The 18,178-nt window shown below is 34.8% G+C and carries 16 protein-coding genes, 2 tRNA genes and 1 pseudogene; 5 read left to right on the forward strand and 14 right to left on the reverse strand.

Going from position 1 to position 18,178, the window contains the following annotated elements; all coding sequences use genetic code 11:
- Positions 1 to 50: 50 nt before the first annotated feature.
- From BW983_RS17330 to BW983_RS17345, 4 genes are all read right to left on the reverse strand, one after another.
- Positions 51 to 668 carry a DUF502 domain-containing protein gene (locus BW983_RS17330; protein ID WP_076553154.1) on the reverse strand — a complete coding sequence of 206 codons (618 nt, stop codon included), beginning with the start codon at positions 666 to 668 and terminating at the stop codon, positions 51 to 53.
- Between the two features lie 25 nt (positions 669 to 693).
- Positions 694 to 1,272, reverse strand: a complete 579-nt coding sequence (gene miaE, locus BW983_RS17335) for a MiaE family protein (RefSeq protein ID WP_076553155.1) — start codon at positions 1,270 to 1,272, stop codon at positions 694 to 696.
- A gap of 138 nt (positions 1,273 to 1,410) precedes the next feature.
- Positions 1,411 to 2,505 (reverse strand): acyltransferase family protein, encoded by a 1,095-nt coding sequence (locus BW983_RS17340; protein ID WP_076553156.1) that lies wholly within the window; start codon positions 2,503 to 2,505, stop codon positions 1,411 to 1,413.
- 117 nt (positions 2,506 to 2,622) lie between these two features.
- Positions 2,623 to 3,510 (reverse strand): neutral zinc metallopeptidase, encoded by an 888-nt coding sequence (locus BW983_RS17345; RefSeq protein ID WP_076553157.1) that lies wholly within the window; start codon positions 3,508 to 3,510, stop codon positions 2,623 to 2,625.
- A gap of 184 nt (positions 3,511 to 3,694) precedes the next feature.
- On the opposite strand from BW983_RS17345, the pseudogene rplU reads away from it, so the two are divergent.
- The 4 genes and pseudogenes from rplU to BW983_RS24160 form a co-directional block, all read left to right on the forward strand.
- Positions 3,695 to 4,060: pseudogene (gene rplU, locus BW983_RS17350) on the forward strand (50S ribosomal protein L21); the annotation flags it as partial.
- A 34-nt stretch (positions 4,061 to 4,094) separates the two neighbouring features.
- Positions 4,095 to 4,352, forward strand: coding sequence for a 50S ribosomal protein L27 (gene rpmA / locus BW983_RS17355; RefSeq protein ID WP_002984034.1), 258 nt, complete (start codon positions 4,095 to 4,097; stop codon positions 4,350 to 4,352).
- A gap of 184 nt (positions 4,353 to 4,536) precedes the next feature.
- A complete protein-coding gene (locus tag BW983_RS24155; RefSeq protein WP_167370006.1) occupies positions 4,537 to 4,704 on the forward strand; it encodes a bacteriocin-like protein in 168 nt (55 codons plus the stop codon).
- 11 nt (positions 4,705 to 4,715) lie between these two features.
- Complete coding sequence (locus tag BW983_RS24160) at positions 4,716 to 4,889, forward strand: bacteriocin-like protein (protein ID WP_167370007.1); 174 nt, start codon at positions 4,716 to 4,718, stop codon at positions 4,887 to 4,889.
- 68 nt (positions 4,890 to 4,957) lie between these two features.
- On the opposite strand, the gene BW983_RS17360 is transcribed toward BW983_RS24160, so the two are convergent.
- From BW983_RS17360 to BW983_RS17385, 6 genes are all read right to left on the reverse strand, one after another.
- Positions 4,958 to 7,486 (reverse strand): DUF5686 family protein, encoded by a 2,529-nt coding sequence (locus tag BW983_RS17360; protein WP_228409032.1) that lies wholly within the window; start codon positions 7,484 to 7,486, stop codon positions 4,958 to 4,960.
- A gap of 364 nt (positions 7,487 to 7,850) precedes the next feature.
- A tRNA-Asn gene (locus BW983_RS17365) sits at positions 7,851 to 7,924 on the reverse strand.
- A gap of 239 nt (positions 7,925 to 8,163) precedes the next feature.
- Positions 8,164 to 11,343, reverse strand: coding sequence for a S41 family peptidase (locus BW983_RS17370; RefSeq protein ID WP_076553158.1), 3,180 nt, complete (start codon positions 11,341 to 11,343; stop codon positions 8,164 to 8,166).
- Positions 11,344 to 11,510: 167 nt separating this feature from the next.
- Positions 11,511 to 11,584, reverse strand: a tRNA-Asn gene (locus tag BW983_RS17375).
- Positions 11,585 to 11,665: 81 nt separating this feature from the next.
- Positions 11,666 to 13,147: an RIP metalloprotease RseP gene (gene rseP, locus BW983_RS17380; RefSeq protein ID WP_076553159.1), complete on the reverse strand. Its 1,482-nt coding sequence runs from the start codon at positions 13,145 to 13,147 to the stop codon at positions 11,666 to 11,668.
- Between the two features lie 106 nt (positions 13,148 to 13,253).
- Positions 13,254 to 13,694, reverse strand: coding sequence for a DUF6646 family protein (locus tag BW983_RS17385; RefSeq protein WP_065396338.1), 441 nt, complete (start codon positions 13,692 to 13,694; stop codon positions 13,254 to 13,256).
- A 186-nt stretch (positions 13,695 to 13,880) separates the two neighbouring features.
- On the opposite strand from BW983_RS17385, the gene BW983_RS17390 reads away from it, so the two are divergent.
- Positions 13,881 to 14,630 carry a nitrilase-related carbon-nitrogen hydrolase gene (locus tag BW983_RS17390; protein ID WP_076553160.1) on the forward strand — a complete coding sequence of 250 codons (750 nt, stop codon included), beginning with the start codon at positions 13,881 to 13,883 and terminating at the stop codon, positions 14,628 to 14,630.
- A 45-nt stretch (positions 14,631 to 14,675) separates the two neighbouring features.
- Here BW983_RS17390 and BW983_RS17395 read toward each other — a convergent pair whose 3' ends face one another.
- The 4 genes from BW983_RS17395 to BW983_RS17410 form a co-directional block, all read right to left on the reverse strand.
- The gene (locus BW983_RS17395; RefSeq protein WP_065396340.1) at positions 14,676 to 14,975 is read right to left on the reverse strand and encodes a thioredoxin family protein; all 300 of its coding nucleotides are present in this window, start codon (positions 14,973 to 14,975) and stop codon (positions 14,676 to 14,678) included.
- A 17-nt stretch (positions 14,976 to 14,992) separates the two neighbouring features.
- The gene (locus BW983_RS17400; RefSeq protein WP_076553161.1) at positions 14,993 to 15,364 is read right to left on the reverse strand and encodes a rhodanese-like domain-containing protein; all 372 of its coding nucleotides are present in this window, start codon (positions 15,362 to 15,364) and stop codon (positions 14,993 to 14,995) included.
- A 4-nt stretch (positions 15,365 to 15,368) separates the two neighbouring features.
- Complete coding sequence (locus BW983_RS17405; protein WP_076553162.1) at positions 15,369 to 16,778, reverse strand: MBL fold metallo-hydrolase; 1,410 nt, start codon at positions 16,776 to 16,778, stop codon at positions 15,369 to 15,371.
- A gap of 211 nt (positions 16,779 to 16,989) precedes the next feature.
- Entirely contained in the window at positions 16,990 to 18,063 is a 1,074-nt protein-coding gene (locus BW983_RS17410; protein WP_139329310.1) for a hypothetical protein, read from the reverse strand.
- Positions 18,064 to 18,178 lie beyond the last annotated feature (115 nt).

Consider the following 18,178-nt stretch of genomic DNA (forward strand, 5'->3'; position numbering starts at 1 on the left):
TTGAAAATAATTTTCAAATTCATCAATGTACATCTAAAGTGGAAAGGGAATTATTCCGGTGCTTTAAATATATTTTCATCAGAATGGAATCCGGCTACACCGCCGCTTACTGCGAACTTCATTGCCGAAGCAGCAGTCATCCCCACTACAGGTTTGATGTTTTTTTCTTCAGTAACAATTACCCATCCTGAAATTGCATAGGAATGGGGTAAATATACCGCAACGTAATTATGCTTGTCAACGTCCGACATTTCTTTTTGAGTTAAAAAACCGATTCTCCATATTTCAGGATTTTCATTGGTTTTTACCCATACAGGATCGTTGAATTTTTTCTTGTCGCCCACAAATGAAGACATGACGTCTTTGGTAGGAGTGTAAATGTGTTTTACTCCCGGTGTTTTTTCCAGGAGACTGTCCATAGTATCGAAAAAGAACCTTCCAACTACAAATTTATTTCCCAGATACCCTAAAATAGCAGTAAGTAATATTGTTGATACGAATACAAGCCCGGGAAGCTGCTTTGCAAGTGATGGTACAAGGTTGTCAATAGCACTGACAATATACCAGATCACAAAAATAGTCAGTCCGATAGGACCAATAATAACCAATCCCTGAAAAAAGTTTTTCAGAAATGAATTGGCAATACTTTCAAAGCTAGGTTTCTTCAACGTTTATTCTTTACTGTTTTATATTTTAACCGTGGATGGTTTCTTTGTTTCCGTAGGATTTAATAATGTTAGCTTCATATTCTAACCATTCTTCCCAACGTTCGCTTACCTTATCAGTATCTCCAAGCTCCCTTGCAAACCCAATGAAAGTCGTATAATGGTTGGCTTCTGAAATCATCAGTTCTCGGTAAAAAACTTTAAGCTCCTCATCTTTAATGTTTTCTGTCAAAACTTTGAATCTTTCACAGCTTCTTGCTTCAATCATTGCTGCAAAAAGCATTTTGTCTACAATAAGATCTTCTCTGCTTCCCTGAATGATAAATTTTGCCAGTTCATTAACGTAATCATCTTTTCTGGCTCTCCCGAATGTATAACCTCTTTTCTTGATAATCTCATGAACCTGATTAAAATGGTCAAGCTCTTCCTGTGCGATAGCAAGAAGTTCAGTCACAATTTCAGGATATTCCGGAAGCATAGTGATCAGACCTATAGCATTGGTAGCTGCTTTTTGTTCGCACCACGCATGATCTGTTAAAATTTCTCCAATGTTTCCTTCTGCAATATTTGCCCACCTTGGGTCGGTAGGTAGTTTCAACTTAAACATGTTGTAAAATTTTTGTAAATTTAAAACAAATTAGACATATTTGGTGCTTTCAATGGGATAGAATTTTATTTCTGTTGAGTTTTATATAACCACAAAGCTTATTTCTATTGTATTTACCAATTATATGCTCTTAAATCATTAGCGATCAACTGCTGTTTTTCTTCGTAGAAATTCTAAAATCTTCCAACCTGAAGCATCTACTTTTTTCAATCCTGCTGAAATGATAAATGCTAACCCAATATTAATAACATAAATAAGGATCATTAAAACCCACCAAGGCATATTTTCCTTTAAAGGAACAACCAGAAAATAGACTAACGAAGAACTTATTCCCTGTGCAAAGTAGAAGAAAATTGCATTTTTACCAATATGAGTGATAAAGTTTTCTTTTGTGATCTTCAATCTGTTGTAAAGGACAAATAATGTTGTCAGGGAGAAGAACGTCCAGATGATATAAGGTATTTTCGGGGGGAATTTATTTTTATTGATTTTATAAAAGATCTCTGTTCCATAATACCAGAACATCCATCCCAGGGCAACAGCAACAAGTGCATACAGGACAGGGATGATCTTGGTAGGAATCTTTTTCCCGCGCATTTTATTTCCAATTAAAAATACAGCCAGATAGAATGCTACATATCCAACCTGTCCGGCAGGATAATATTCTGGGAAGATATTGAATATTAGTGTTAAACAAATGCATAATCCTATAAACCAATTGATGTGTTTTGGGAAAAATCGTAAGATCAGAACTCCAAAAACCGTAAGAATATAATATACTTTCAAATACCAGAAGCTACCCATCACTACAGGAAATGTATCAGCATTGGTGTATTGATGAAGATACCAATTACCCAGATTCTGCCATTGTGGAACATCTGAAATGCTGGTTGTTGAATATTTTGAACCAAATGTTGAATAGAAACTCTGAAGCCACTCCAAGGAAAAGAAGGTTAAGCCGAAAACTTTAAAGAAATAATCTAAAAAGAATAGGAAGGTCACAAAAATCATGTATGTAATCTGTAACTTTAAGAGTCTGTATAGTGTTTTTTCAATATTAGCTCCGGAGGTAATTCCACTTAAAGCATAAAAAAGTGCCACATCAAAAACCAGAGAGAATACTCTAACTTCTGCTGGAATATAGAACTGTCCAGACCAGAAAGCCGTATGGATAAAGATGATAGAGAGTGTTGCCAGCCCTTTGGCGAAATCAATGTAGAGGTCTCTGTTCATGATGTTGAGTTGTGGGTCAAAAGTAAATAAAACTTCTGTTATTTTTCAAATACGCAAAAAGAGACAGAACATAATTGTCTGCCTCCTTTCTTAAATATGCTAAAAATGAATGTTTCCTTATTTTAAGTTTTTAAATTCTTCCGCAGAAATTTCTCCAGTTTGAATTTTTCTCAGCTCATCTATATATTTACTCATATAAGCATCAATTTCCGGGCTTACAGTGTTCTTAGCCATTTTGTAAGTTCCGTTAAGAACGCCTTGGTAATAATAGAAGAAGTTATAGTCGAAGTTCGAAGCATTAAGATCATATTGCCCCAGTAAGAATCCTAAACGTACTGCAGATCTTCTTTGTGCTGGTGTACCATGGTGTCCCGGGCTGTTTGTCTGATAGTCACCGATGCTTTGCGCAAACTCATAGGCAGCAGCAATTTCAGAGAAATTAGTTTTATTGTAGCCATTAGGTCTTCTTAGATAATATCCTGCAAAACCGTCTGCTTCCAACTCGTTCGGTCTTGCTGTATTTTCTGTTACAGAAGGAAGTCCGAAGATATATTGTAGTTGGTGTCCATATTCATGAGCAAGGATCATAGCATTTACGATGTCTCCACCTTTAGATTTTGCATCATAATAGATTGCGTATCCGTAATAGATTTTTCCTGTGGAATAGGAAATAGCATTATACGTGGAGTTGTAATTGGATGGGTCATCTACAAATCGTAATGTAGGATTGCTTCTTCCCCAAAGACCTGCAATTTTAGTCATTTGAGCATTCATGAAGTTGGTGTCAGTAGAATTCTGAAGAGAGGTTTTCAATACAGCAGTAGAATTCCAATTATTATCTACATAGTAGCAGATTTTTTCCAGATCTCCAGGTTGATCAATCTTGGCATTAAGTGTTTCTTGTTGAGGGAGAACAGTGTCTTCCATTTTGTCATCACTACATGCTGTCAGGAATGAACCAGCAATGGCGCCTGCAATTAAGCAGAGATTAAAGTTTTTTTTCATATAAATAATTTAGTTGGTGAAACGAAGTTATAAAATTATCTCTTATATATGAACACTTTATTATAAAAAATTATTCAAAACATAGTGAATAGGATTTTAATTGAAAAAATATAGCTTTGATTGTAAGTTAATTAGAAATTAAATTGTATATTTGCACCTCGAAATAACTAAAAATTTATAAACAATGTTTGCAATTGTAGAAATAGCAGGGCTTCAATACAAAGTTGAACAAGACCAGAAGTTGTTTGTAAACCGTTTAAAAGGAGACAAAGGAGGAAAAGTATCTTTCGATAAAGTTCTTCTTACCGTAAACGGTTCAATCACTGTTGGCGCCCCAGCTGTAAGCGGAATCACTGTAGAAGCAGAGATCCTAGACCACGTAAAAGCTGATAAAGTAATCGTTTTCAAAAAGAAAAGAAGAAAAGGTTACAAAGTGAAAAACGGTCACAGACAATCTTTAACTCAAATTCAAATTACTGGTATTACAGGATTTGACGGAGCTAAAAAAACAGCTAAGAAAACAACTAAGAAAGTTGAAGCTGAAAGCGCAGAATAATTTATAAACCAAAAAACCTTAAAATAAAATGGCACACAAGAAAGGAGTTGGTAGTTCCAAGAACGGTAGAGAATCGCACTCTAAAAGATTAGGTGTGAAGATTTTCGGAGGACAAGAAGCTATTGCCGGAAACATCATTGTTAGACAAAGAGGTACTCAACACCACCCAGGTGACAACGTTGGTATCGGTAAAGATCACACTTTGTTCGCACTAGTAGATGGTAAAGTAGTTTTCAGAAAGAAAGCAAACAACAGATCTTTTGTATCTGTAGAACCAAACGCATAATTGTAAGCGTTATAAAAATTACAGCCTCAACATTTGTTGAGGCTTTTTTGTTGGTTTAAAGTTAAATTTTTATAAATATTCTTATGGTAGTGAAATATTTATATATTTGTTAGCAATCAAGTAACAAATTAATTGCGAAAGCCGAAAAGCATGTAGAGTAGGCAACAAATTAAAACAAATAACTATGAAAAACCTTAAGAAGCTGACAAAAAAGAATTTAAAAGAAATTAATGGCGGAGCACAAAACTGTCCTCCGGTAGCAAGTACTTGTAATGCATGGTGCAGATGGGCCTCATGGCAAAAACTGCACTGCCCGAATAATATCTTTGAAGAGCCTTGTGAGTGTATTTAATAATTATTGCTATGAGAAACCTTAAGAAAATTACAAAAATACAGCTGAAGTCCATCAAAGGAGGAAGTGATTATATGTGCCCTGATTTTTTGGCGTCAACATGCATCCAATGGTGTGGACTTACCCGCTGGCAGCAGGAATATTGTCCAAATGCAATGGAAGAAATTGTACCTTGTGCTTGTTAATCTGATTCTGAATATAATAAAACCGGGCGGCTTCGAAGAAGCCGCCCGGTTTTATATATGTTTGTTTTTTAAAATCCTACCTGAATACCTGCTTTTACTCCAAATTTTGAAATATCAGGTCTGTCAAGGTAATTTCCTCGCCAGTTAAAATCTACTCTAAACAGTCTAAGGTTACCAATGCCAATGTTCTCGATCCCAAATCCATATTCATAATAAATATGCTCACTAGGAGCTGAATATTTATACCCTTCTACGTTGATTGCTTTAGAAGCATCACTTAAAGTTCCATAAGCAGCTCTGATAAAGGCAACTTCTCTAAACTTTAATTTTTTTATCAAAGGAATATAAGAAAGAATCTTTCCATTAAAATGATGCTCTAAGTGAAGAGTGGTATAGGCATCTGCAACAAATTCATAATAGTTAAGCTGAGAGAATGTATTTGGAGCTAAACCATAAGAAAGGTTTGCAGGAATAATATTCTGTAATGCTAACGGAACGGTATTAAAGTTCTTTCCAGCTTCAAAATTAACAACCGTTTTTCCTAAAGTCCCAAGTAAAAACGGTTTGTAGAACATGAACTGCAGCTTGTCATAATTGTAATCTGCATTAAATAAGCCTTCAATACCTCTTGTATATCTTAAAACAATAGTTGGAGCAAGATTTCTAGCCTGATATCTGTCTATCCCGGTTTGGGAAAATTTAGCTCCAGGTTTTGCTATAATACTAAAAGTTACATGAGAATCATTAACGGTTTTCCTTAGGTTTCCGTCCTGATAATACATAAGATTGAATTTCTCAGGAATAGCAGATTTTATGCTTTGCATTACCCCGTCTACTCTGAATTGAATGTTTTTCCAAGGTTCAATAGCAGCAAACACACTGGTCTGATTAACGGAACTTAAGGAAATATTTTCTCCTCTTGCAAAGAATGTGCTTGAAGACAAAGTACGTGATGTAACTCCGTCACCGGAAGTAAGCTGTCCTCCAAGCTGAACGATATCTCTGCTGGTTCCAGCTCCGATCATGAATCGGTTAAGCCTGTTGAACATATAACGGGCTTCAATACCATATTTAACTTGTTGATCTTTAAATCCATAAGCGGTATAAAACTGAACTCTCCAAGGGTCATTCAATCCAAAATATGATCTTGCTCCGATTCTGATTCTGTCTCCTTCTACATCATTTCTTCCGTATATTGAAAAGATAGGACCTAAATCCACTCCTTTAAATGCGTTGTAATAACGAGAGCCAAGTGTCTCGAATAACTTCACCATTCGGTTGAATTTTGGAGTCTGCTGTAACTGATCAAGCATATTATAGACTCCTTGCTCTGATTTGGATAAGCTGTCAGGTCTTGCTTTTGTCCAATACGCTTCATCTCTGTCTGTGAACTTATCTTCGTATTCCTCTTCCTTACGTTTAAAAACATTCGGATCTAGAGGTTTATTGAATTCATAATTGGAGTAATCAACCGATCTTTTAGCGATAATACTTTTAGAACCTTTTTTCTTTGAAAAAGGGCTCATTTCAAACTCTGTGACAAGCTTTTTAGGGAGGAATGTTGCATCATCGGGGTTATCATACTCTAATTGAGTATAAACACTGTTGACGAAGTTGACATTAATCTTCTGTGTGGATCTTAATGTTGCTCCTACTACTGCATAATTATCGGTATCAATATAAAGATTCCCCTGGAATGCTAGTACATCTTTTCTTTTAGGCTGATATTTGATATGAAAAGCCTTTTCTCCACGAATGGAAATGGTATCTACCAAGGTATAATCATAGGTTCCGAAACCATCAGCTCCTGCGGGACTTTGAAATCCAATATCAAAGTAATTTAGAGTGTTGTCGTAAATATTAATATCACGATATAAATTTTTAGCAGAAACAGTAATTACCTGGTTGTCCTGAAAACCCGAAGTCTTCTGTGCAATCAAAGTTCTCTTGCTGTCAGTACTAGGTTTATTTTTGCCGTAATTTTCATAAACAGCTTCATTTAGGAATATAGGAAGCCCAAGCCTGCCGCTTGCTGTAGAATCTGCATACGTGAAGATGAAATCCAGTTTGTTAAAGATTTTTTTCTTCATGAATGTGCTGTCTATATTGTTCAGATCATATTCAATCTTTTCGTATTCTTTATATGAATAAGTATCGAACTTTTGAAGTCCGCTATTTCTTTTTTGTGCCCATACTTTTTGCATGATAGCATAGGCTGGGTTTTCTTTTTTGTTTTTGTATTTCGTTTTTCCTCCTTTCAAAACGATTTCCTGAATGTCGCTGACTTTTGCCTGAGAAAGCTGTACGAAAATATTTTCTGCATTTTCAGGAGTGATTTCCATCGTTTCCGGAGTAAAGTTTTTTCTGGAAAACTTTAGTTTATGAATAATGCTGTCCGACTGAATACTGAAATTTCCCGATGTTGTTGTAAGGGAGGGGGTTGTATTGTCATTGATAAAGATATCAACTTTACTAAGTTCTTTGTTTTTGGAATCAACAATTCTTCCGCTGGCTTTATTTTGAGCGTATACAATACTTGTAAAAGTCAGGAAAAAAAATAAAAAATAGTGTTTTTTTGAGTTCTTGTTTAACATCATTCGTTTCTTCAGGCAATTAGCATAAACAAAAAGTATGCAGTTTTTAAAAAAATATATAAAAAAATAAAAAAATATAGTTCTTTCTAAAACGGCAAATTTAACAAAAATAGTACTACGATGATGGAAAAAATTATTAGTGTTTCATTTAGCTTAAAATAAATGATATCAGTCAATTAATATACCTTTGAAAAGTTGTTGGTTTTGCATATAAAATTGCTTGAATAATCTATTTTTTTATGATGATGTTGAATAAAGACTTTGTAATGATCTTTGTGAAAAAATGAATTATTTAAAATTGCTTTGTAATAGAGTTTTGAGAAATGTAAAAATAAAAAAAGACTCAAATTTCTGTAAGTCTTTTTTGCTCCTCCTGCTGGGCTCGAACCAGCGACCCTCTGATTAACAGTCAGATGCTCTAACCAACTGAGCTAAGGAGGAATTTCCTTTGTTTTAAGTGGTGCAAATATAATATGAATATCCGTACGAAGCAAGTTTTATCCTTTGTTTTAGACGTTTTTTTAGGAAAGGTATTGAAATTCAATAAGAAATATTTTACTTTTTTAGATCATCTTCATCTGTTTTTATTGAAATACAGCCTGTGAATTTAAAAAAAATATCCGGCTCTGAAATAACGATACAAGAAGTCGTTATTTCAGGAGCTGATATTTTATTATTTTTTACTTCTTCAAATCTTTGAGTATTTCCTGAATGGCTCTTTCCAGTTGTGGATCATTATCACTTTGTCTGTCGAGAAACGTATTCTTAACATAAATATCTGGTTTTACACCGGTCTTTTCAAGATTCTGTCCATCCAGTGTATAAGTTCCCCAAGAAGGAAGTCTATAGAATGAACCATCTACAAGACTTTTCCCTGATGTGAAAATAATCCAGCGATAGGTTTCCTGTCCAATGATTTTCCCTAATTTCAGCGCTTTAAATCCGGCTGCTGTCATTTCCGCATCACTTAATGAACCTTCGTTGATAAGTAGAACAATAGGCTTCCCGGAAGGTGCAAAATTAGGCTGAGCTGTCATTTTTCCCTCACGATACTTCCATTGCAGATAAGGTTTTTGTGCGAGGAAATTAAGAACTTTATCATGAACATTTCCTCCCGTATTAAAACGAAGGTCGAGGATAACAGCATCTTTTTTATTTTCCTGCTCTACCATATCCAAAAGGAAGCGGTCAAGCTCATCCGTAGACATGTTTTTCATGTAAGAATAAGCAATTCTGTTATTACTAAGCTTATTAACACGTTGGCGGTTATTAAAGATCCAATCATCATAAAGCAACCCTTTTAGCTCAGTAGTGGAGATCGGGTGTACTTTGGTAGTGATATTTTTTCCACTACGGTTAAAGACCAATGTGAGTTCATCCTGTTTTTTAGGAGTGGTGAAATAAATTTCATTGTTTTCTTTAGGATCAATAGCTTTCCCGTTAACTGAAGTCAATTCATCTCCTGGTTTAATATCTACACCAGAGCGGAATGCAGGTGATTTTCGAACAATACTTTCAACGATATAAGGAGCGTCTTTTTTAAAGATAATCCCGGTTTCATTCGTGAAATAATTCAAATAAGTACTTTCCTCTTTTCCGTTTGAAGAAAATCCAATGTGTGAAGAATTAAGCTCTCCCAAAAGATCATTCAGTAAAATTCGCAGATCATTTCTGCTGTTTACATACGGAAGATATTTAGCATACTGTTCTTTTTTTTCTTTCCAGTCGATCCCATGGAATTTTTCATCGTAGAAGTTTTCCTCCACGCCTGTCCATGTTTCGTCATACATCTGTGTAAATTCGGAAGCAAGATTCTTGTTAAAGGTATACTGAATATTAATCTTTTCCGGCTTTAATGCTGAAATTGCCGTCTTATAGATATTACCTTCTATTAATGCAAATAAGTTTTTATCATTTTTGGTGATATAATAAGCTGCTTTATCAAAAACTTTTTCAGACTTTGCAGGCTCGAAATCAGTGAATACTTTTTTGAATAATTGTTGTTTTCCGTTGTCTTGATTAGAATTAAACAGAAGGATTTCTTTTTTATCATCATTGAAAACCATAGGATCATCCTGGTATCCATATCGGTCAGTAACTAATTCTATTCTTTCAAGGCTGTTTTCAGGATTTACTTTCAATTCTTTGATTACAGGCTCTTTCTCTTCTTTTTTGTCTTTGTCATCCTCCTTTTTGCCCTTTTTATTCTTCTTGTCTTTTTCTTCTTTGTCGGATTTTGTTTCCTTTTTCTCTTCTACGAAAAGCTTGTCGAATTTCTCAGATTTGTAAGGTTCGTCAAACCAATCTAAAGCCATTCTGTAAATATTGGATTTCTGCATTCCTAAAGGATAGGAAGGGTTTGTCCTGTCACTAGCAAAATAAATATATTTTCCGTTGGGAGACCATGTAGGATCTTCTTCGGAAACACCAGTATTGGTAAGGTTTATAGTCTCTCCTTTTTTAATATTATGAATAAAAATATCAAGCTCGAAATTCCTTTTTGCGGAGAATAATACATATTCATTATTCGGAGAGAAAGATGGTCTTGAGTTTTGAAATGCCCAGATTTCGTCTTTTACAATGGTGGTAGAGTTGAGGTTCTTTAAATCCAGTAATCTTACTTCATCTCTTCCACTCAAATAAACAGCTTTTGAAAGATCGTTATTAAGAGTGATGCTGCGGTTATTTCGAAGGTCATTTGTTAGCTGTTTTAGTTGTCCTTTTCCATCTGCAGATATCGTAAACCAGTTTTGATAGCCTTTATCAGTTTGGTTAAAAAGTAATGTGCGGTTATCCTTCAGCCATTTTGCTTCCATGACGCGCTCTTTCCCATCAGAAACCTGTTGTGTGAATTTGCCCTCAACATCTGAAACAAACAAAATTCCACGGCTTACAAATGCCATTTTTTTGCCATCAGGAGAAACATCATAATAAGAGATGTTATTTTCTGCACTGAAATTTTGGTCTTTTTCTAATGTTTTGTTTGTATTAAGATTTACATTGAGAAGAGTAGTATTTTTGGTAGCCGTATCATAAATATAAAGCTGATAGTCTTTTTCAAATATAACCTTAGATCCGTTTGCGGCTACGAAAGGCTTTTTGATAGAAGTATCAAACTGTGTTAATGCGGTCTTTTTACCGTTTTCTATTTTATAAAGATTGTATTCGTTATTATTCTCATCAGAAATAAAATAAATGATACCATTTTTATCTACACTTGGATTAAAATCCTTTCCTTCATAGTTAGTATGTTGCGTGTAGGCATTGGTTTTGGGATTATAGCCTAAAATATCAGGATTGTTAGCGCCTTTATAACGTTTACGGTGTACCTGATTAGCGCTTTCTGAAGAGCTTGTAAAAAGATATTCTCCGGCTGGTGTTTCAGCAAGTCCGTTGGTGTTGTTAAAGTAATTGTTGAATAATTTCTGTGGAGTTTTTCCTTCAATTGTGGTTTTAAAACTCCCGAAATTGTTATTTCTGTTTGATGTAAAGTATATGGTTTTGTTATCCCATCCCCAGTTTTCCATATCATCTTTTCCGGTATGGAAGGTTAATTGTTTTATTGTTCCTCCTTCAGAAGGCATTACATAAACGTCATAGTTACCGTACTGATTAGAACTGAATGCAAGCCATTTGCCATCAGGAGAAAGGCGTGGGTTGGTTTCCTCTCCATCTAAAGCTGTTATTCTGGAAGCATTTCCTCCATTGGAATCTACTTTCCAGATATCTCCGTCATAAGTGAAATAAGCTGTTTTTCCATTGGGACTTAAAGAAGGGGTTGATAAAAAATATGATTTCTCCTGTGCAGAGACTTGAATACTAGCAAAGGCTGCTAATAATGAAATAAAAATTCTTTTCATGGAATAATTTGATATGTATGCAAGTTAATAAAGAGTTTTCGAAATTTCTTTATTAAATGATGCGATAACTTCGTAAAAGTTAAAAATATCTTAGTCTTCCATGTGATAAAAGAATAGGCTAGGTTAAAGAAATAAAAAAAGACTTACATTTCTGTAAGTCTTTTTTGCTCCTCCTGCTGGGCTCGAACCAGCGACCCTCTGATTAACAGTCAGATGCTCTAACCAACTGAGCTAAGGAGGAATGTCCTTTGTTTTAAGTGGTGCAAATATAGGACGAATATTTATACCCTGCAAATATTTTTAAGAAATTTTTTCAAAAAAATTATAAACCTCCGGTGATCATTTTAAAAATATCACTTCCGAAAATTAGTAACATCAAGCCTAACAGGAAGATAACTCCTACCATCTGTGCGTTTTCCAGTACTTTTTGAGGAACCGGTTTACCTACAACAATTTCATACAATGTAAATAAAACGTGCCCACCATCAAGCCCTGGAATAGGAATAAGGTTAAGGAATGCCAACCATACGGAGAACATTGCAGTAAAGCCCCAGAAGGCAGACCAATTGATCGAAACATTACCTGTAGCGTCTCTGTCTACCGGCATGTTTTTCACGATAGCGATAGGACCGCCTACTTTTTTATAACCCTGAACTTTTTTGTTGAAGATTAATTTAAACTGCTTGATCTGGTATGTTAAACTCTCAATCGTAAGTGTAAAACCTCTTGAGATTGCTCCGAAGAATGTATAATCACTATGAACATTATATTTTTCAATTTCTTTATAAGATAAAACACCAATGGTTCCTTCCTTCGAAACTGGGATTTGTAAATCAGTTATTTCGTTGTTTCTTGCTACTTTGAAATCAACAGTCTTTCCTGCGTTAGGAACAACAAGAGGCTTAAGCTCGTCATAATAAGTAATAGGAGTCCCGTTAATGGCAAGGATTTTATCACCCACCTTTAAACCTGCATCAATAGTAGATTTTGTAACGATAGTATCAATGATAGGAGTCATTCTAGGTGTTAAGAATGCTCTTGGCTCAGGATCGTTGAATGCTATTACTTTTCCGTCATCATTGGTAGGGAAAGTAACCTCTTTTCCATTTCTTGAAACTGTGATCTCATCACTTAATAGAACATCTAACGCAAGTTTCTTGAAGTCTTTCTGAACTTTTCCGTCAACTTTCAATATTTTATCTCCATCCTGGAAGCCCATTTTCTTAGCCGCTTCAGTATAATGAAGAGGTGTTGTGATCTTATCAGCTTCAAAAATGTTTTCACCATTCTTTCCTACTAATGCAGAGAATATGATCCATGCAAGGAAAAAGTTTACGGTAACACCTCCCAACATGATGATTAGTCTCTGCCAAGCTGGTTTTGATCTGAATTCCCATGGCTCAGCTGGTTTTTTCATTTGAGCTGTATCCATGCTCTCGTCTACCATTCCGGCAATCTTTACGTAGCCTCCGAAAGGAAGCCATCCGATTCCGTATTTGGTTTGTTCAGGATATTTTCTCCAATCGTCGTCAGAAAGTTTAGATATATCGATAGGAACTTCTTCCTTTTTTCCGTTTACCTCTTTTACTTCGGTATCAGGCTGGTTTTGAGAGAAAAATTTATATCTCCATTTTCCGTTAACTTTCTTCATAGAGAAAATTGAAAAATAAGGATCAAAGAAAAGGAAGAATTTTTCAGCTCTTGTTTTAAACCATATGGCTGGTAAGAAGTGCCCAAGCTCATGAAGAACTACAAGTATAGAGATACTCAGAATGAACTGAAAGAGTTTGATTGCTATTTCCATTAATAAATTTTAGATTTTAATTTGCAAAGGTAACAATTATCAAAACTATGCCAAATAAAAAAGCCCCTCGAAACGAGAAGCTTTGTCATATTTAAGGACTATTTGATTATAAATTGAATGAAACTCCAAGACTTCCGTTATTACCTACCTCTGCAAATACCCCAATTCTTTCTGTAAAGAAGTATCTTGCGCCGATATGAGCACCTATTCCAAAATCTTTTCCAAGAACTCCAACGTCTACACCAGGATAAATGTCCAGTTTTGCAGGTAGGCTCAATGCTTCCTGTAAGTGAAAGTTCAATCTTCCGAAAACAAATACACGATTGTCTTTGTCATTATTTTTGTAATTGCTGAAATAACCGTTAAGTCCAGCTCCTACAGATATAAGCTTGTTAAGCCCATAATCGTAAGTACCTGTAATACCTGTTCCATATCCCCAAGCGCTTAATCCCAATTGAACTTTCTGATCTCCTTTTCCTGTCCATGCCTGAGCATGAGCTGTAACACCGAAAAAGAATATCATCACCATAAAAACCAATTTCTTCATAAATTTTTTTAATTTTTAATGATATTAATAAAAAATACCTGTATCAAAAATAGAACCGAAACGTATTGAATACTACAAAAATAGCAGACTTTAATAAATATTAAGAATTATAAGCTCTCTTTCTCCAGTAAACATAAAAGCCGTATTTTTATACAACAGATTTGGAATAATAAAAAAGTAAAAAAGATGAAGATTGTAGGACTTAATCTAGATATTGTCTGGAAAAATAAAGCTGAGAATTTTAAAATAATAGAGAATGAGCTTCAGGATCTTAATGCAGATCTGTTTCTTCTTCCTGAGATGTTTTCTACTGGTTTTTGTATGGAAGCAGCAGAGGTTTCGGACAGAAATGAAGAATCTCTGGAATTTTTAAAGAAAATATCGAAAGAGAAAAATGCAGCATTCTGTGGAAGTGCTCCCGTAGAAGAAAATGGTAATTTTTATAATAGGATGTATTTTGTAAAACCAACAGGTGAGGTTACTTTTTATGATAAAAGACATTTGTTTTCCTTTTCAGGGGAAGATAAAGTGTATACTCCGGGAAAGGAACGTGTAGTTGTTGAATATCAGGAGGTAAGGTTTCTTCTTCAGGTTTGTTATGATCTTCGTTTTCCTGTTTTTGCAAGGAATAATGATGATTATGATGCTGTTTTATACGTTGCAAACTGGCCCGAAAAGAGAGTGGGAGCCTGGGAACATCTTTTAAAAGCAAGAGCTATTGAAAATCTGTCTTTCGTTTTTGGTTTAAACAGAATAGGAACGGATGGAAACAATTTATTGTATCAGGAAAGTTCTCACTGTTTCTTTGCTGACGGTAGAGAGATTTCAGATAAAAAAGGAAATATTGTATCCGCTCAGCTGGATATGAATGAACTGAAAGATTTTAGAACACACTTCCAGTTTTTAAACGACAGGGATCATTTTTCAATTGATTGATAAAAATAAGGCTGAGTATCATTGATATTCAGCCTTATTTTAATCTTATATATATTGTTGCAGCAGATTGGTTAATGTGTTGACATCATGCACTCCACTTTCCTTCCATAGAAGTTCTCCATTTTTGAAAACTGCTAATGTAGGAACACCTCTTACTCCGTATTGTGCAGCAAGAGCTGGATACTGGTCTACATCTACCTTTATAATTCTGGCTCCTTCGCCAATATTTTCTTTTACAGTATTTAAAACCGAAGATTGAACCTTGCAGGGCTGGCACCAAGTGGCAAAAAAGTCAATGAGTACCGGTCTTTCGGAATTGATGATTTCCTGAAATTTTTGTGACATATAATTGGGTTATTAATTTACTTTTTATTGGCTTCGTCCTGAATGCCTTTTACGTTTTTCCAACTTGTTCCATCATAGGCTTCCACTCCGTTTTTCTTTAGGATGTCCATTGCCTGATCTGCCTGTACGCCTTTATTGCAGAAAACCACTACCTTTTTACCTTTCAGCGTTTCAATATTATTTTGAATTTCTGCTAAAGGGATATTAATAGCATTTTTTGCTGTTCCTGCAGCATATTGTTCAGGAATTCTAACGTCAACTAAAGTTACATCGGAACTGGTTACGACTTCCTTGATGTTAGCTTTTGCTACTGTCTGTGTATGATTTGTTTTACAGGCACTTAATGCCAATAATGATGCTAGGGCAAATCCAAAGAAATTGATTTTCATGATCTTAAGACGTTTTGGATTGACAAACAAAGTCAGTGGTTGGGAGTTTCTCTGTCTTTTTGATTCCGTTAAAACCTCCTTCTATTTCAGTAAAGTTTCTGATTCCGTGTGAATTAAGGATGCTTGCTGCGATCATACTTCTGTATCCACCTGCACAGTGAAGGAAGAAATGTTCAGAGTCATCAAGATTGCGAGCCCAGTCACTTATTGAATCCAAAGGTCTGTTATAAGCGTTGTCAATATGCTCTGCAGAATATTCTGTCAGTTTTCTAACATCAATTACTTTTGCATCGGTTGTAAACTGTTCTGCAAACTCAGCGGGAGAAATTCTTTTCACTTCATCTGTTTCTTTTCCTGCATTTTTCCATGCTTCAAAACCTCCTTTCAGATATCCTACAACATTATCAAAACCTACTCTGCTTAATCTGATAATGACTTCTTCTTCGGTTCCTTCATCTGTAATTAATAATAAAGGATGCTTTACATCTACAATTAATGTTCCTACCCAAGGGGCAAAATCTCCTTTTAATCCAATATTAATGGAGTTGGGAACAAAACCTTTATGGAAATCCGCAGCCCCTCTCGTGTCAAGAATTAAAGCTCCTGATTCTTCTGCCAAAGCTTCGAAATCTTCCGGAGATACTGGTTGTAATCCTTTGTTCATTACTACATCCAGACTTTCATAACCACCTTTGTTTAAGGCTACATTCATTCCGAAATATTTTGGTGGAGCAGTCAGCCCGTCAAGTACTTCCTTTACAAAAGTCTCCTTATCCGGCTGATTAAGCGCGTAATTTGTTCTTTTCTGGTTTCCTAAAATGTCTACCGTTTCCTTTTGCATATTTTTTCCACATGCAGAACCTGCACCGTGAGCAGGATAAACAGTAATGCTGTCATCTAAAGGCATGATCTTAGTCTGAAGACTGTCATACAGAATGCCGGCAAGGTCTTCCTGAGTAAGATTTGTAGCCTTTTGAGCAAGATCCGGTCTTCCGACATCTCCTAAAAATAAAGTGTCTCCTGTGAAAATTGCCGTTTCAGTACCGTTTTCACCTATTAAAAGGTAAGTGCTGCTTTCCATGGTATGCCCTGGAGTATGAAGTACTTTTATTTTTATTTTTCCAATTTCAAAAACCTGATTGTCTTCCGCAATGATAGCATCAAATTCCGGTGCTGCAGTAGGTCCGTATACAATAGGAGCTCCTGTTTTTTTGCTCAGATCCAAATGTCCTGATACAAAATCCGCATGGAAGTGGGTTTCAAAAATATATTTTAAAGTGACATTGTCTTTTTCCAGACGATCCAGATAAGGTTTCACTTCTCTAAGAGGATCTATAATGACAGCTTCATTTTCTGATACAATATAATAGGCACCCTGAGCCAGACATCCCGTATATATTTGTTCAATTTTCATTGGGTATTTTTTTAATAGTTAAAGATACAAAGTATTAGATAAATTCTAAATGAAATGTTAAATTCCATTGATAGTTTCTTTCAATACTTACATTAAACAAATGTTTAATATGTTTTGTTTTCAGCAAAAAGAATGCCTTACATAAGGTCAAAATACAAATGCTGTTTTATATCATGTTTGGTAAATGAAATAGGCTTTATAAGTAGTTTATTTACTGTGTTTTGTAAAATAATGAATAAAGAATTTCATTAGTAGTGGTAGAAATTACTTTGTCTATTTTGAACTGGTTGTAATCTTCTTCTTTACCTTCGCCTTCTTGATAATCAATTAAGCCTTTGTATTTATCATAGATGTAATCTTTGATTCTTCCGTTGTCTGCGATTCTGATCATTTCACTAAAGTAGTTTTTAGTACTTTCCTGCATTGTCCAGTCATTTTCATGAGCCTTATAGAATTCTATCATTTTCTCAATAGAATATACTTCAGAATCAATTTTCATATCATTGAATCCCGTCATGACTTCTTTCTTTTCAAGGTTGTTTTTCATCCATTCTATTTTAGCTTCAGCAGCAGCAATAGTTGCTTTGGTCATCATGGAATCTCTTTTTACAATAGGAGATAATCTTAGATCCGGAACGTTCTCTATTGGAAGGGGGTTTTTAGCAGCAATGTCTAATATACCAAAGTAGTTTTCAACTTTTTCTTTCAATTCTGCAATCTGAGCTTTCGTCATATTATCACTTGATACTCTTGTTTTAAAATCCCATGTTCCACATTCATAAATGGCAAGAAGTGAGCTTTTATCCGTAAACTTTACTCCTTTGAAAAAATCTCGTTCACCTAGTGCATGATCAAATATTGAGTAGGCATAATTTACCTTTGCATTATCATTGGAAAGACTCCCGAAAGAAGGTTTCAGATTGGTTTTCTTATTGGAGTTTTGATAAAGAACATAATGATAAGCTTCAAAATTGTCTCTCAGTAATTGATTGTCAACAATTTTTTTAGGATATAAATATAATGTAAGAGTCGTTTTGTTCTTTTTAGTTATTTGCTGTACATAGCTTACAACAATATGTTTATTCTGAGGATCATAAGATTGTATGCTTTCTCTTTGAAAACCAGCCCAGAATTCAGGGAATATTACTGAAGTGGCAGGTTGAGTAAAATCTCCTTTAATGGATAGAGTTACAGGTCTTTTGCGTTCTTGGGAAAAAATAACAGTAAATAAAAGAGAGAAAGCTATGATTAAATTTTTTTTAAATAGCATCATGGATAATCGCATATGGCATTATTTTTAATAGCTAAAATAAACATTAATTTATTAAACATAAAAACAGAACTTAAAGGTATAATATTGGTTCAGTGATTAAATATTTTACAAAAACCTTGTATATTTA

It is taken from the genome of Chryseobacterium ureilyticum, from assembly GCF_900156735.1.
Taxonomy (GTDB): Bacteria; Bacteroidota; Bacteroidia; order Flavobacteriales; family Weeksellaceae; genus Chryseobacterium; species Chryseobacterium ureilyticum.